This window comes from Actinomycetospora sp. CA-101289 (genome assembly GCF_050955895.1).
GTDB lineage: Bacteria > Actinomycetota > Actinomycetes > Mycobacteriales > Pseudonocardiaceae > Actinomycetospora.
The window spans coordinates 321627-335540 of the sequence record NZ_CP192093.1 but is presented as its reverse complement, the minus strand read 5'-3'; the positions used below and the strand labels follow the sequence as shown (position 1 = coordinate 335540).

Annotated in this window: 12 protein-coding genes; 2 read left to right on the top strand and 10 right to left on the bottom strand. The window is 74.4% G+C overall.

Going from position 1 to position 13914, the window contains the following annotated elements:
• Positions 1 to 66: 66 nt before the first annotated feature.
• Genes ACQPX6_RS01590 through glf form a run of 4 tightly spaced genes read right to left on the bottom strand, consistent with a single transcriptional unit; the run spans position 67 to position 4353 of the window.
• Positions 67 to 2115 carry a glycosyltransferase gene (locus ACQPX6_RS01590; protein ID WP_433784978.1) on the bottom strand — a complete coding sequence of 683 codons (2049 nt, stop codon included), beginning with the start codon at positions 2113 to 2115 and terminating at the stop codon, positions 67 to 69.
• 26 nt (positions 2116 to 2141) lie between these two features.
• Positions 2142 to 2909: a hypothetical protein gene (locus tag ACQPX6_RS01585; protein ID WP_433784977.1), complete on the bottom strand. Its 768-nt coding sequence runs from the start codon at positions 2907 to 2909 to the stop codon at positions 2142 to 2144.
• 26 nt (positions 2910 to 2935) lie between these two features.
• On the bottom strand, positions 2936 to 3157 hold the full coding sequence (locus tag ACQPX6_RS01580; protein ID WP_433784976.1) for a hypothetical protein: 222 nt from the start codon (positions 3155 to 3157) through the stop codon (positions 2936 to 2938).
• On the bottom strand, positions 3157 to 4353 hold the full coding sequence (gene glf / locus ACQPX6_RS01575; protein ID WP_433784975.1) for a UDP-galactopyranose mutase: 1197 nt from the start codon (positions 4351 to 4353) through the stop codon (positions 3157 to 3159). The genes ACQPX6_RS01580 and glf overlap by 1 nt, the downstream gene beginning before the upstream one ends.
• Positions 4354 to 4407: 54 nt before the next feature.
• Here glf and ACQPX6_RS01570 point away from each other — a divergent pair, with 54 nt between their 5' ends.
• A complete protein-coding gene (locus tag ACQPX6_RS01570) occupies positions 4408 to 4848 on the top strand; it encodes an SRPBCC family protein (protein ID WP_433784973.1) in 441 nt (146 codons plus the stop codon).
• On the opposite strand, the gene ACQPX6_RS01565 is transcribed toward ACQPX6_RS01570, so the two are convergent.
• From ACQPX6_RS01565 to ACQPX6_RS01540, 6 genes are read right to left on the bottom strand one after another with little or no spacing between them, the layout of a single operon-like run.
• Positions 4845 to 5981 (bottom strand): alpha/beta hydrolase, encoded by a 1137-nt coding sequence (locus ACQPX6_RS01565; protein ID WP_433784971.1) that lies wholly within the window; start codon positions 5979 to 5981, stop codon positions 4845 to 4847. The two genes, ACQPX6_RS01570 and ACQPX6_RS01565, sit on opposite strands and share 4 nt — an antisense overlap.
• The gene (locus tag ACQPX6_RS01560; RefSeq protein WP_433784970.1) at positions 5978 to 7426 is read right to left on the bottom strand and encodes an APC family permease; all 1449 of its coding nucleotides are present in this window, start codon (positions 7424 to 7426) and stop codon (positions 5978 to 5980) included. The genes ACQPX6_RS01565 and ACQPX6_RS01560 overlap by 4 nt, the downstream gene beginning before the upstream one ends.
• Positions 7423 to 7929, bottom strand: a complete 507-nt coding sequence (locus ACQPX6_RS01555; protein ID WP_433784969.1) for a hypothetical protein — start codon at positions 7927 to 7929, stop codon at positions 7423 to 7425. The genes ACQPX6_RS01560 and ACQPX6_RS01555 overlap by 4 nt, the downstream gene beginning before the upstream one ends.
• Positions 7926 to 11402 (bottom strand): lysine--tRNA ligase, encoded by a 3477-nt coding sequence (lysS, locus tag ACQPX6_RS01550; protein ID WP_433784967.1) that lies wholly within the window; start codon positions 11400 to 11402, stop codon positions 7926 to 7928. The genes ACQPX6_RS01555 and lysS overlap by 4 nt, the downstream gene beginning before the upstream one ends.
• 2 nt (positions 11403 to 11404) lie before the next feature.
• Complete coding sequence (locus ACQPX6_RS01545) at positions 11405 to 12193, bottom strand: hypothetical protein (RefSeq protein ID WP_433784966.1); 789 nt, start codon at positions 12191 to 12193, stop codon at positions 11405 to 11407.
• Positions 12190 to 13068 carry a DMT family transporter gene (locus ACQPX6_RS01540; protein ID WP_433784965.1) on the bottom strand — a complete coding sequence of 293 codons (879 nt, stop codon included), beginning with the start codon at positions 13066 to 13068 and terminating at the stop codon, positions 12190 to 12192. Before ACQPX6_RS01540 ends, ACQPX6_RS01545 begins: the two co-directional genes overlap by 4 nt.
• A 184-nt stretch (positions 13069 to 13252) precedes the next feature.
• On the opposite strand from ACQPX6_RS01540, the gene ACQPX6_RS01535 reads away from it, so the two are divergent.
• Entirely contained in the window at positions 13253 to 13909 is a 657-nt protein-coding gene (locus ACQPX6_RS01535) for a hypothetical protein (RefSeq protein WP_433784963.1), read from the top strand.
• Positions 13910 to 13914 lie beyond the last annotated feature (5 nt).

Genomic DNA, 13914 nt, shown 5'->3' with positions numbered 1-13914 from the left:
CCTTCTGGGATCACCGAGAACGAGCGGGGGGATTTCCCGGCCAGCCACCCTGCCCAGAACGCGCGGTCAGCGGAAGCGGTCGAAGACCTGCTCGCGCCAGGCGGTGCGGCTCACCAGCTCGCCCATGTCGTCCTGGTAGCGGCGGCGCATCGCCGTCCACGCCCGCCCGATCTCGGCGTGCAGGGCCACCGACTCGCGCAGCATCGACCAGAACATCTCGCGGTCGCGCTTGCGGAAGGTCACCCCGGAGCCGTCGGACGTCGTCACCGTCGCCCCGTCGAGGCGCGAGAGCAGGAACCACTGGCCGTGCTCGGCGGGGACGTCGCGCTGCGGGCGCTCGTGGGCGTGCGGGTCGACGGGGCGGACCTGGTGCGCCAGCCCGCGCGCGAGGGCCGCGACCTGGGCCAGCCGGCTCGCCGGGGGCTTCGGCCACAGCTGGGACTCGCGCGCGCCCACCGCCGGGCGGGGCAGGTCGCCGGCGTCGCGGTGCACCGTGCCGTCCGGGAACTCGGCCCGCGTCGCGCGCACCGCGCCCAGCGCCGTCGGCAGGGCCCCGAACAGCGCCTTCGGCCCGGACAGGAAGTCGCGCATCGCCATGTGGTGCAGCGCGATCGTCGAGTACTCGAGCAGGAACAGGTGCCGCAGCGTGCGCTTGAGCGAGTCGGCGAGCATCGCGCGCGGGTTGTCCGGCCCGTGCAGGGCGGCCACGACGAGGCGGTTGCGCACGTGGAAGTACGCCTGCCAGTCGGAGCTGTCGTCCTTCTCGACGAAGCTCATGTGCCAGATCCCGACGCCGGGCACGGTCGCGGTCGGGATGCCGTGGCTGCCCGCGCGCAGGCCGTACTCGCAGTCGTCCCACTTGATGAACAGCGGCAGCGGCAGCCCGATCCGCTCGGCCACCGCGCGCGGGATGAGGCACATCCACCAGGCGTTGTAGTCGACGTCGACGCGCCGGTGCATCCACAGCGTCTCGCGCAGCGAGTCGACCGCGAAGTCGTGGTCGTCGGTGGTGTGGGGGGCGAGCTGCCAGAAGAACGTGCCGCGGTCGACGACCTCGCCCATCGCGTGCAGGTGCGAGCGCGCCTGCAGCGACAGCATCTGCCCGCCGACGAGCATCGGCTCGCGGGAGAACCGCGAGAACGCCAGCGCGCGCAGCACCGAGTCCGGCTCGAGGACGATGTCGTCGTCCATGAACAGGATCTGCTCGCAGTCGGTGGTCTCCAGTGCCTCGTACATGATCCGCGCGTAGCCGCCGGAGCCGCCGAGGTTGGGCTGGTCGATGATCCGCAGCCGGTCGCCCAGCGCCGCGGCCGCCTCGTCGAAGCCGGGCTGGTCGCGGACCTTGGACGAGCCCTGGTCCGGGATGATCACGGCGGTGAGGGCCTCGCGGACCAGCGGGTCCTCGCCGAGCGCGGCGAGCGTCGCGACGCAGTCGCTCGGGCGGTTGAACGTCGGCATCCCGACCGCGACCGCGCCGCGCCCGGGGGCCGCGCGGTCGGCGTACCAGCCGCCGGAGAGCAGCTCGAGGGAGCCGCCCTCGCTGGAGAGGTCGAACCACACCCAGCCGCCGTCGCCGAACGGCGTCAGCGCGACCGGGACGACGACCTCCTGCTCGGCGCCGTCGCCGGCCTCCCCGACGAGCTCGCCGGCGAGGTGCACGGCCACGCCGCGCGCGGTCGAGCGGTACACGTCGACGCGCCCGCGGCCACGCACGCGCAGCCGCAGGACGACCTCGGCGAGCACCGACCAGCGGCGCCAGTACGCGGCCGGGAACGCGTTGAAGTAGGCGGCGAACGACACCTCGCTGCGCTCGGGCAGGCGCACCGACGTCCGCGACGTCACCTCGGCGACGCGCGACCCGCTGCGCCGCACGTGCATGACGTACTCGTCGGCGGTCTCGTCGAACGTGCCCGGGCGGTGGGCGGTGGGCGCGGTGGTCTTCACCGACGTCGCCGTGCCCTCGTCCAGGTACAGCGCGCGCACCGAGGTGGGGTCGGCCGGGCGCGGCAGGATGACGCGCTGCAGCAGCGCCGGACCCGTACCTGCGGGGCGCACCGTCGTCTCCACCGTCCCCGCGGCGCCGCGGCGCCGTCCCTCGTCGACCGTGCTCGTCACACCGACGACGGTAGCGGCGGGGCGACCTACGTCCGGGGAGCCCCCCGGCGGGTCGCCGCCGCCGCCACCCCGACGGGGGTCACGTCGCGGAACGGCCGGGGCTCGCGGTGCGCCGCGAAGGTGGCCGCCCGCCCGGCCTCCCAGTCCTCGGGCACGGCGTGCACCCCGCCGTACTGGCCGATGTCGTCCGAGCGGCTCGCCAGCGGGATGACGACCCGGCGCCCCGACGCCGCCATCATCCGCTCGACGCCGAAGTCGAAGCCGTTGCCGCCGCCCGGCTCCGGGGCGCGGGCGGCCTCGAACCACCGCGGTCCGAGCGTGTCGTGCCAGCGGTCGGACCACGTGCCCCACACCCAGGGGCTGAAGCGCCCGGAGCCGACCGCGTCGGCCGGCTGCGGCGCGGGCAGCCGCGAGAAGGCGCAGGCCGCGAGCACCGAGGGGTCGTCGCGGTGGGCCACGGCGGCGTGGGTGAAGAACTCGAGCACGTCGTCGGCGACGACGATGTCCTCCTCGCCGAGCACCGCGAACGCGGCGCCGCGTTCGAAGGCCGTGGCGAGCGCGCGGTGCGGGTTGGCGAGGACACCGAGACGTTCGGGGTGCACCACGACGTCCGCGGCGGGGAACGCGTCGGCGATCACCGTGCGGCACTCCCGGGCCCGGGTGCCGGGCTCGAGGAGGAACGTCATCGGCCAGTCCGCGACGCCGCGGGCCCGCCCCCAGGAAGTGAGGACCTCGGCGAGGTAGCCCGGCCGCTCGCCGGAGACGGTGAACACGAGGGAGCCCGGGACGATCACCGGGAGGTGCTACCCAGCAGTGACGGTCAGCAGACCCGGCCGCTGGGGCAGTTCCGCGGGTCGAACTCCCCCGACGGGCCCGCGGGAGCCGAGGTGTGGTGGGTGGGGTGGGTCTCGCCGTGCGGGGCGGAGTGCCCGCCCTCGTGACCGCCGCCCGAGGGCGCGGGCTCGCTGTCGTCGCAGGCCGCGAGCGTCAGCACCGCCGCGCAGGACAGGGTCGCGAGCAGGCCCGCGGCGGGGCGGTGCATCACACCTCCGCCAGGTCGGCGTCGTCGAACGAGGCACCGTCGGTGAACCACGGGGCGATGCGGTTGTCGAACAGCGTCAGCGCCGAACCGATCGCCATGTGCATGTCCAGGTACTTGTACGTCCCGAGGCGGCCGCCGAAGAGCACCTTGCGGTTGGTCGCCTCCTTGCGGGCGAGCTCGCGGTAGCGCTCGAGCTTGGCGCGGTCCTCGGCGGTGTTGATCGGGTAGTACGGCTCGTCGCCGTGCTGGGCGAACCGCGAGTACTCGCGCACGATCACCGTCTTGTCCTTGGGGTAGGACGTGCGCTCGGGGTGGAAGTGCCGGAACTCGTGGATGCGCGTGTAGGGCACGTCACGGTCGGCGTAGTTCATCACCGGGGTGCCCTGGAAGTCGCCGGTCGTGGTCAGCACCTCGGACTCGAAGTCGAGCGTGCGCCAGCCGAGCTCGCCCTCGCTGTAGTCGAAGTAGCGGTCGAGCGCGCCGGTGTAGACGGTCGGCACGTCGGCCGGCAGCGAGTCGCGCAGGTCGAACCAGTCGGTGTCGAGACGGACCTCGATGTTCGGGTGGTCGGCCATCCGCTGCAGCCAGGCGGTGTAGCCGTCGACCGGCAGGCCCTCATAGGTGTCGGAGAAGTACCGGTTGTCGAAGGTGTAGCGCACCGGCAGGCGGCTCACGATCGACGCCGGCAGCTCCTTCGGGTCGGTCTGCCACTGCTTGGCGGTGTAGCCGGCGAAGAACGCCTCGTAGAGCGGGCGGCCGACCAGCGCGACGCCCTTCTCCTCGAAGTTCGCCGCGTCGGCGACGTCGATCTCGGCGGCGTGCTCGGCGACCCACGCGCGGGCCTCGTCGGGGCTCATCGCCCGCCCGGCGTACTCGCAGATCGTCGCGAGGTTGACCGGCATCGGGTAGACGCGGCCCTCGTAGATCGTGAAGACGCGGTGCTGGTAGCCGGTGAAGTCGGTGAACCGGTTGACGTAGTCCCAGACCCGCTGGTTCGACGTGTGGAACAGGTGTGCTCCGTAGCGGTGCACCTCGATCCCCGTCTCGGGGTCGGGCTCGGAGTACGCGTTGCCCCCGAGGTGCGCGCGGCGCTCGACGACGAGCACCCGCTTGTCGAGCTCGGTGGCGGCCCGCTCGGCCACGGTCAGCCCGAAGAAGCCCGAACCCACCACGACGAGGTCTGGATCCCTGGTCACGCCATCGACGGTAGCCGGGACGGTGGGTCACGCCCGGCGCGGGTATCCGCCGACATGCCCACCGTGGAACGCGACGCCCACTCCCCCGCCGCGCCGGGGACCGTCCAGGCCTACCTGCGCGACTTCGCCAACGCCGAGGAGTGGGACGCCGGGACGATCTCCTGCACGCCCGTCGACGACACCCCGGTCGGCGTCGGCAAGCAGTGGCGCAACGTCTCGGAGTTCCGGGGCCGCGAGACCACGCTGATCTACACACTGGAGGTCGACGAGCCCGGCCACCTGCGCATCGTCGGCGAGAACAAGACCGTCACCAGCGAGGACGACATGTACCTCGTCGCCGACGGACCGGGCACCACGGTGACCTACCGCGCGACGTTCACCTTCCACGGCGCCGCGAAGCTCGCGACGCCGCTGCTCGTCCCCGCGCTCGGCAAGCTCGGTGACGACGCGCAGGAGACGCTGCAGCAGGCGATCGAGGGCCTGGCGGTCGCCTAGGAGCCGGCGCCCGGCGGGCACCCCGTCACCGGCGGTCCGGCACCGATGCGCCCGGCCATCCACGGCAGCGAGTCGGCGAACGCGCGCGAGAAGACGTCGAACGTGTGGCCGCCGCCGGGGACGACGACCTCGCACGTCGTGATCCCGGCGCGGCGGGCCTCGGGCACCAGGCGCTGGGTCGCGGCGTAGGGCTCGGCGTCGGCGTCGCCCACCTCGAACCAGCCGCCCAGCCCGGGGAAGCGGCGCGCGGCGAGCAGCGACGACGGCTCGTGCGCGGCGAACGCCTGCGCCGAGCCCCCGAACAGCTGGGCCACGGCCGAGGCGGTGTCGTCGTTCGTGTCGCCCGCACGCGGACCGGCCAGCCCGGCGTAGTCGCCGAACGTGCCGAACAGATCGGGGTGGCGCAGCGCGAGCATCAGCGAGCACGAGCCGCCCTCCGACAGGCCCGCCACGGCCCAGCCCCGCCCCGGCGAGGCCGTGTGGAACACCTGCTCGACGAAGGCGGGGACGTCGGCGGTCAGGTACGTCTCCACCTTGCCGACCGGCCCGTCGACGCACTCGCTGTCGGCGTCGATCGCGCCGTTGACGTCGGGCATGACGAGGATCGGGGCGGCGCCCCCGTGCGCCGCGGCGTAGGCGTCGGCGGTGGCCGCGGCCTGGCCGCCGTCCAGCCAGTCCTGCGGGGTGCCCGGGGTGCCGTGCAGCAGCACGACCACCGGCAGCTCGGGACGCGGGCGCGCGAACCAGGCCGGCGGGACGTAGATCGTGCCCGGGCGGGCCGCGAACCCCGACTTCCGGCCCGGCAGCACCGTGGTGGTGACGACGCCCTGCGCGGGCCGATCGGTGCGCGCGAGCAGGGCGGCCAGCTCGACCTCGTCCGACGGCGGCAGTCCCATGACGTCGCCGAGGGTGCGGAAGTAGTCGAAGTGGGCGTTGACCCCGGCCCCGGCGCCGAGCAGCACGAGGACCGTGGTGACCAGCACGACGAGCGTGCGGCCCAGGCGAGAGAAGCGCCCCACGCGCGTGCGCAGCACGAAGACCAGGCCGAGCACGACGATCAGCGCCACGATCGCGCCGGCGCCGAGGAACGAGTTCGTCGTGATGTCGACCTCGGCGATGCCGTGGACGCTCACCGGGCGCTCACCGCCTCGGTCTCGTCACCGGCCTCGCCGCCGGTGCCGTCGGTGCCGCCGGTGCCCTCGCGCTGCGCCCGCCGCCGGGCCAGCGCCGCGAACACGAACGGCGGCGCCGAGAGCACGATCACGGCGGTCGCGAGCAGCAGCACGTAGGTGACCGTGTTGCCCGTGGCCAGCTGCCCGGGCGGGACGAACCCGAGCACGAAGGCGAACACGCACCCGGTGAGCCCGACCCCGCCGACCGCCCACACCCCGGGCAGGCCGCCGGGGATGCGGTAGGGGCGCGGGGTGTCGGGCTGGGTGTGCCGCAGGCGCACGACGGCGGCGAACATCAGCCCGTACATGATGATCACGATCTGGGCGGTGACCGCCGAGAGCATCCAGTACGACGTGCTGACGCTGGGCACGAGCAGGAACAGCAGCGTGAACACGGTGCCCGCGGCGCCCTGCAGGAGCAGCAGGGTCACCGGCACGCCGTGCGCGTTGAGCCGGCCCAGCCGCGGCGGCGCCGAGCCCTGCGCGGCGACGGCGGCGACGCCGTTGGCGGGGCCGAGGATCCACGGCGCCAGGTGGGCCACGCCCCCGAACGCCACGACCAGCGCGAGCGGGGCGACCGCCCAGCCGATGCCGAGGCGATCGAGCACCCGCGAGAACAGCTCCATGGTCCCGGAGACGAGGCTGATCTCCGACGCGGGCACGACCATCGCGAGGAACAGCGACCCGACCACCGAGAAGACCACCACGACGCCGACGCACAGGGCGATGGCGCGGGGCACGGTGCGGCCGGGGTCGCGGGTGTCGCGGGCGTGGAAACCCGCCATCTCCATGCCCGTGAACAGCAGGATGATCCCGCCGAGGAACGCGAGGTTGTTCAGCTCGACGTCGGGAACCAGCGCGCCGACCGAGAACGGGATCTGCGTGGGGTTGCCCTGGGCGAGGAACGCGGCGGCGAGCACCACCAGGCCGATCGCCGGGATGATCGACCCGGCGATCGTGCCCACCGAGCCGATCCACGACGACGTGCCCACCCCGCGCAGGCTGACGACCGTCGTGGCCCAGAAGAACGCGAGCATGACCACGACGAGGAAGACCTTGTCGGTGGCCAGCGAGGGGTCGATCGCGTAGGCGAGGCTCGCGGCCATGAACGACAGCACGGTGGGGAACCAGGCGACGTTCTCGGCGTAGTCGCACCACACGGCCAGGAAGCCGGCGCGCTCGCCGAACGCCTCCTTGACCCAGGCGTACACGCCGCCGTCGCGGGGCCAGCCGGTGCCGAGCTCGGCGGCGACCATCGCGATCGGCACGAGGAACACCACGATCGACAGGGCGAACAGCGCCAGCATCGACCAGCCGTACTCGGCCATCACCGGCAGGTTGCGGACGCTGACGATCGCCGCGATGTTGATCATCGCCAGGCCGAGCACCCCGAGCTTGACGTTCACCGCGCACCCTTCGCGAGCAGCGCCGCCTCCAGCCGGTCGGCGGCCGCGTCGTCCCCGCCGCCCCGGGTGACGACGACGAGGTCGCCGTAGGTCCGCACGCTCGCCGCGCCCCGCGGACGCGCCTGGCCCTCGAGGCTCCGCGCGGCGGCGTCGCGGTCGGTGTCGTCGCCGAACGCGTCCGCCTGCACCAGCGCGGTGTCCCCGCCGCACGCGCCCGGCGACGTCGCGACCACCAGGGTCCGGGCGGCGACGGCGTCGGTGGCGCGCGGGTCGGGCACGTCGGTGCGCGAGCAGACCGCGAGGCCCGACGCCGTGATGTCGGCCTCGAGCGCGTCGAGCGCCCCCGGGCCGCGCGGGCCCTGCCGCGAGCGGTCGCCGCCGGCGGCGATGACCACCACGACGAGCACGACCGCCAGCGCCATGAGCACCAGCACGACGACCAGCACCACGTCGCCGAACCCGCCCCCGCGCGTGCGCCGCGGGTGCGCCTCGATGACGCTCACGCTGCCGCCGCGGCGGGGCCCTCGACGGCCGACGGCGCGGGCGCGCCGCCCACCGCCGCCGGCACGAACAGCGGCCCGAGGCCCGGCACGGCGAGGAAGCCCTCGGCGCCGGCGTAGAGCAGGCCGACCCGCGGCAGGTCCGCCGGGCTGCGGTAGGCGAGCACGCGCGGCAGCCACTGCGGGCCGAACTTCGCGTTGAAGTCGTGCAGCGAGCGGACCTGGAAGAACGGGTTGAGCACGCCCACCGCGCGACGCGCCAGCTTCTGCGCCGGCGTGAACGGCACGTCGTCGGCGAACAGCCGGCCCCACATCGCGAAGTTCATCGACAGGCGCGTGACCCCGCGCTCGCCCAGCGCCGCCGCGCTCTTCGCGATGAGGAACTCGGTCATCCCGTTGGGCGCGCCCGGGTCGTGGCGCATGAGGTCGAGCGTGTACCCGAAGGTCGTGCCGGTGGCCGGGCCGCCATACGCGGGCACGAGGCGCAGGAAGCCGCCGGGCACCCCGTCGGCGTCGAGGGCGACGCAGAGCAGGAAGTCGCTGTTGGCGGCCGAGCCGGTGATGTCCTGCGAGAGCGACATCGTGAACCCGCGCTCGGGGTCCTTGCCCCGCCACTTCTCCGAGATCGCGTTGAGCGCCGCCACGAGCTTGGGCGACGCCGCGGACTCGGCGATGAGCTGGAAGTGGTGGTCGCGCTCGACCCGGCGCACCGCGGCGCGCACGCTCTTGCGCTCGCGGCCCTCGAGCGTGAACGACGGGCAATCGATGATCGCCTCGTCGCCCAGGTAGAACGACCGGAAGCCCCGCGAGGCCAGCAGGCCGCCCTCGCGGGTGTCCTCCTCGCGGGCGGCGAGGAACGCCGGGGTCCAGGCGCGCTGGGCGCACATGGCGAGGAACTCGTCCACCACCCGCGGCACGGACGCCTCGTCGCCGATCGGGTCGCCGGCGGCCAGGGCGTAGCCGCCGAGGTAGGTGTAGGCGATCATCGCCCGGCCGTCGGAGGCGAAGAAGAAGCTCTTGTCGTCGCGCAGCGCGAAGGCCGCGAGCGTGTCCCAGCCGTAGGTGTGCACCAGCGTCTGGGCGCGCGTCCAGTCGTCGCGGGTGTGCGGGTCGCGAGCGGTCAGCGGGCGGAACAGCAGGACGAGGAAGACGACCAGCCCGACCACGCCGAGCGCCAGCAGCGCGGCGGGGAACGTGTCGGCGAACAGCCGGCGGTCGAACGTGTACGGCCCGTCGATCCCGACGAGCCCCCCGAAGATCGTCTCGAGGCCGCCGAGGAAGGTCAGCCCGGGCGTCATCCGCCCGCTCTGCAGACCCAGCGAGACGAAGCCGAACGCCAGCACCGCGGCCAGGTAGACCGGGACGAAGCGCAGCAGCCGCAGCAGCGACGGCGGGTCGGCGGGGGCCCGGAACTGCCCGCGCGCCACCACCAGCATCACGAGCAGCGCCACGCTGATGCCCAGGCCCACCTGGTGCGGCCCCTTGAGGACGTGGGCGACGACGGCGAGGGCCGACACCGCGACCGCGACCCGCCACGCGGCCTGCTTGCGCTTGGCCAGCTGGTCGGCGAGCAGCAGCAGGAGCAGGCCGATCGCCGCCGACAGGACGTGCCCGGTGACGGCGAACCAGGGCGGCACGAAGTCGAGGGCGACCCGTTCACCGAGGCGCTCGTGGACGATCGGCATGTGCACCAGCAGGTGCAGCAGACCCGCGAGCGCGGTCAGCCCGGCGACCACGGTGACGACCCAGGGCCGGCGGGGCGCCGCTTCCGTCTCGGTGACGACGGCCGCCGCCGACGTGTCGGCGCCCGCGCCCGCCGGGACCGGCGTGAGGGGCGCCGGGGTGGCCGCGGCCATCGTGGCGGCCGGCAGGCCGGTGGGCGGCAGCACCGGGCGGTGCGCGCCGCCCGGCCCGCCCCCCGGCGGCGGGGCGAACTCGGGGCGCAGGGTCGGGAAGAGGATGACCTCGCGGATCGAGTCGACGCTGGCCAGCAGCATCACGAGCCGGTCGATGCCGATGCCCAGGCCGCCGGTGGGCGGCATCCCGTACTCGAGGGCGCGGACGTAGTCGAGGTCGATGTCGCCGGCCTCGGGGTCGCCGTCGCGCTTGGCCTGCGCCTCCTCCTCGAACGCGGCCATCTGCTCGACGGGGTCGTTCTGCTCGGAGTAGGCGTTGCACAGCTCGAAGCCGGCGACGATCAGCTCGAAGCGCTCGCTGTACGCCGGGTCCTCGCGGTGGGCGCGGGCGAGCGGCGAGACCTCGCGCGGGTAGTCGATGCAGAAGACGGGGCCGACGACGTCGTGCTGCACCTTCTCGTCGTAGACCTCCTTCATCAGCCGCCCGGCGCCCCAGCCCTGCTCCCAGGCGATGCCGAGCCCGTCGAGCACCCGGCGGGCCTCGGCGATCGGCATGTCGGGGTGCATCACCGCGCCGGTCTTCTCGGCGATCATGTCCGCGAAGCGCTGCCGCGGCCACGGCGGGCGGAGGTCGATCTCCTGGCCCTGGTACCGGACGGTGAGGTCGTCCCCCAGCGCGGCGTGCGCGGCGGCCACGACCATGCCCTCGGTCAGGTCCATCATGTCGTGGTAGTCCGCGAAGGCCTGGTAGGCCTCGAGCATCGTGAACTCGGGGTTGTGCCGGGTGTCGACGCCCTCGTTGCGGAACACGCGGCCCAGCTCGAAGACCCGCTCCATGCCGCCGACGATCAGCCGCTTGAGGTGCAGCTCGAGGGCGATCCGCAGGTACATGTCGAGGTCGAGCGCGTTGTGGTGGGTGACGAACGGCCGCGCCGACGCGCCGCCCTGGATGCTCTGCAGCACCGGGCCCTCGACCTCGGTGAAACCCTCGCCTGCCAGGTGCTCGCGGATCGCGCGCACCGCGGCGTGGCGGATGCGGAAGATCTCGCGGGTGCGCTCGTTGACCTCGAGGTCGGCGTAGCGCTGGCGGTAGCGCGTCTCGACGTCGGCGAGGCCGTGGTGGCCCCCGGCCGGCGGGCGCAGGGCCTTGGCGAGCAGCGCGCACTCGTCGACGCGGATCGAGAGCTCGCCGCGGCGGGTGGTCATCACCGTGCCGCGCACGCCGACCCAGTCGCCGCGATCGAGGTCGTCGATCGCGGCGTGGGCGTCGTGCCCGACGACCGCGGTGTCGACGAAGAGCTGGATGGCGCCCGAGCGGTCGCGCAGCGTCCCGAAGCTCAGCCCGCCCTGGCGGCGCAGGCCGGTGAGGCGGCCGGCGACGCACACCCGGTCGCCGGTGACCGTGTCCGGCGCGAGGTCGGCGTGCGCCGAGCGGATGTCGGCGACCGCGTGGTCCACCGGCCAGCGGTAGGGCTCGGTCTCGCCCGCGGCGCGGCGGGCCGCGAGCTTGGCGGCGCGGATGTCCTGCTGACCGAGGTGCACGCCGTGGTCGGGGCCGTCCTCCGGGGGTGCCTGCGCACCGGGGTCGGTCTCGTCGTGGGCGTCCGTGGGGGCGTCCATGGTCAGCGTGCTCCCTCCTGCTCGCGCTCGGGTGTCGGGTCGGCGCCCGGATCCGCACCGCCCGGGTCCACACCGGCCGGGTCGTTCGGGCGGCCCGCGACGGCGTCCACCACGGCGTCCCAGCGGCGGCGTTCCCGCTCGGGGAAGCGGCGCCGGGCCCGCAGGTCCTTGCTCGAGCCCGCGGGGTAGCGCCGCCGCGCCCACGGCGAGGTCGGGCGCGCGAGGCGCACGGCCCCGACCAGGGCGATCACGGGGACGAGGAACCCGAGCAGACCGAGCAGCGGGCGTCCCTTGAACAGCGCGAGGATCGCCAGCAGGCCGTTGACCAGGATCGTGCCGACGAGGACCAGCACGCCGCCGCCGGTGTCGGGGTCGAGCGGGTTGGCGCCGAGCACGAGCAGGGCCATGAGCGCGCCGACGACGAACACGGCGTCGACCGACAGGCGTCCTTCGCGCTCCCAGTAGACGTCGGAGAGGTGCAGCCACAGCGCGAACTCGTCGAGCGCCAGCGCCGCGCCCGCCCCGAAGAGCGCCGCCAGCACGTACTGCCACGGCGGCTCGGGCCGGTAGGTGAACTCGCCGACCCCGGCGATCAGCATCCCGAAGATGCCCCAGACGAGGTGGTGGAGGTGCACGCCGCCCACCGACTGGTCGCGGAACGGCCCCTTGCCCGCCCGGATCAGCCGCACGACCAGGCGCGTCGCGAGGAAGACGACGATGAACGAGCCGAGCATCCAGGCCGCGGCGGCGCGCCCGGCCAGGTCGACCTGCAGGTCGAGGTCGACGCTCACCGCGACCCCACCGGCTCGGGCTCCGGCGTGGCGATCGCGGCCGACGAGCGCGAGAGCGCGGCGGTGGCGGTGACCATGCAGACGACGAGCACACCGATGAGACCCCACTCGAGGCCGTCGGCGAGCACCTGCTCACCGAGCACCGTGATGCCGAGGACGGCGGCGACCACCGGCTCCCCCACCGTCACCGCGGGCAGCGACGCCGCGAGCGGGCCGGCGCTGAACGCCGCCTGCTGCAGCAGCGTGCCGCCGACGGCCGAGAAGATCAGCGCCCAGGTCTCCCAGGCGGTGAGCAGGGCGATCGGGCCGTCGCCCAGCAGGTCGACCACGGACTTGGTCAGGGCGGCGGTGAGCCCGTAGAGCAGGCCGGTGCCCACGGCGAGCAGGGCCGCGCGGCGGGGGCTGCGCCGGCGCCCGGCCAGCAGCACGCAGGCCACGAGCAGGACGGCGAGCACCGCGAGCGCGGGCAGCCAGGACCCCAGCGGCGCCTGGTCGACGCCGGCGGTCGGCTCGCCGACCACCACGAACAGGGCGAGGGCGGCGACGAGCACGAGGGCCCAGCGCACCTCGCGGCGACCGATGCGCCGGCCGTTCATCCGCGCCTCGAGGGGCAGCGCGAACAGCACGGTGGTGACGAGCAGGGGCTGGACGAGCAGCAGGGAGCCGACGCCGAGCGCCGCGGCCTGGACGACGAAGCCGCCGGTGTCGCCCGCCGTGCCCGCCCACCAGCGCGGGGAGCGCACGAGCCGGGCCAGGAGGCGCCCGCCGCGAGCGTCGTCGTCGGGGACGTCGGCGGCCGCGCCGCGCTGGGCCACGGAGGCGATCGCGAAGAGGAGGGCGGCCAGGATCGCGAGCGCGCCCGCCAGGAGGGTCACGTCGGCGCCCGCTCAGCCGTCACCCGGTCAGTGGAGCACCCGGTGGGTACGGAAAGCGACAGGATCTCTAGCAGCTCACCCGATCGGTGCAGACGATCACCGAGCACCACTCTGGCGCTGTCTCGAAGGTGACAAGACGTGCCCGCCGGAGCGGCCGCCCGGGCGTCGGCGGCGCCCTGCGACGATGACCGCGATGCGCCTGTCCGCGGCCGTGGCCGCCACCGCCCTGCCGGCCGTCGCCCTGGCCGTGCTGGGGACCTCGCACCCGGTGGCGCTCACGCCCGAGTGGGCGCCCTGGTGGCGCGACCTGCACGTCATCGGCCTGGTGCTCTTCCCCCTGCTGGCGCTCGGGCCGTGGGCGGTGGTGCGGGTCGCCCGTCCCGCCGGCCCGGTCGGGTGGGTGCTCGAGGGCCTCGTGGTCGTCCTGGGCCTGGTCTACACGGGCTTCTACACCGCGCTCGACGCCCTGGCCGGGGTCGGCGGCGGCCACGAGACGATGCGCCTCGGCCCCGGCCCGTGGGTGTCGTCGCTGTTCGAGATCGCCGACGCCGTCGTGCTGCCCGGCGTCTACGCCTACCTCGCGGCCACGCTGCTCGCCGCGGTGCTGGCGCTCGTGCGCGCGCCCGGTGCCTGGCGCCTGCTCGCCGCGGCCGGCGCCGTGTTCGCCGTGGTGGGCGCGTGGTCGTTCCTCACCAGCCACATCTACTGGCCCTTCGGCGTCGCGACGATGGTGATGCTGGGCCTCGGGCACACCGCGATGGCGGTGGCCGCGGCGCGCCGGCCGGCGATCCGCCGCCGGCACGCGGCGACGCCGGCGGGGCAGTCGGTCGCGGCGCCCTGAGGTCC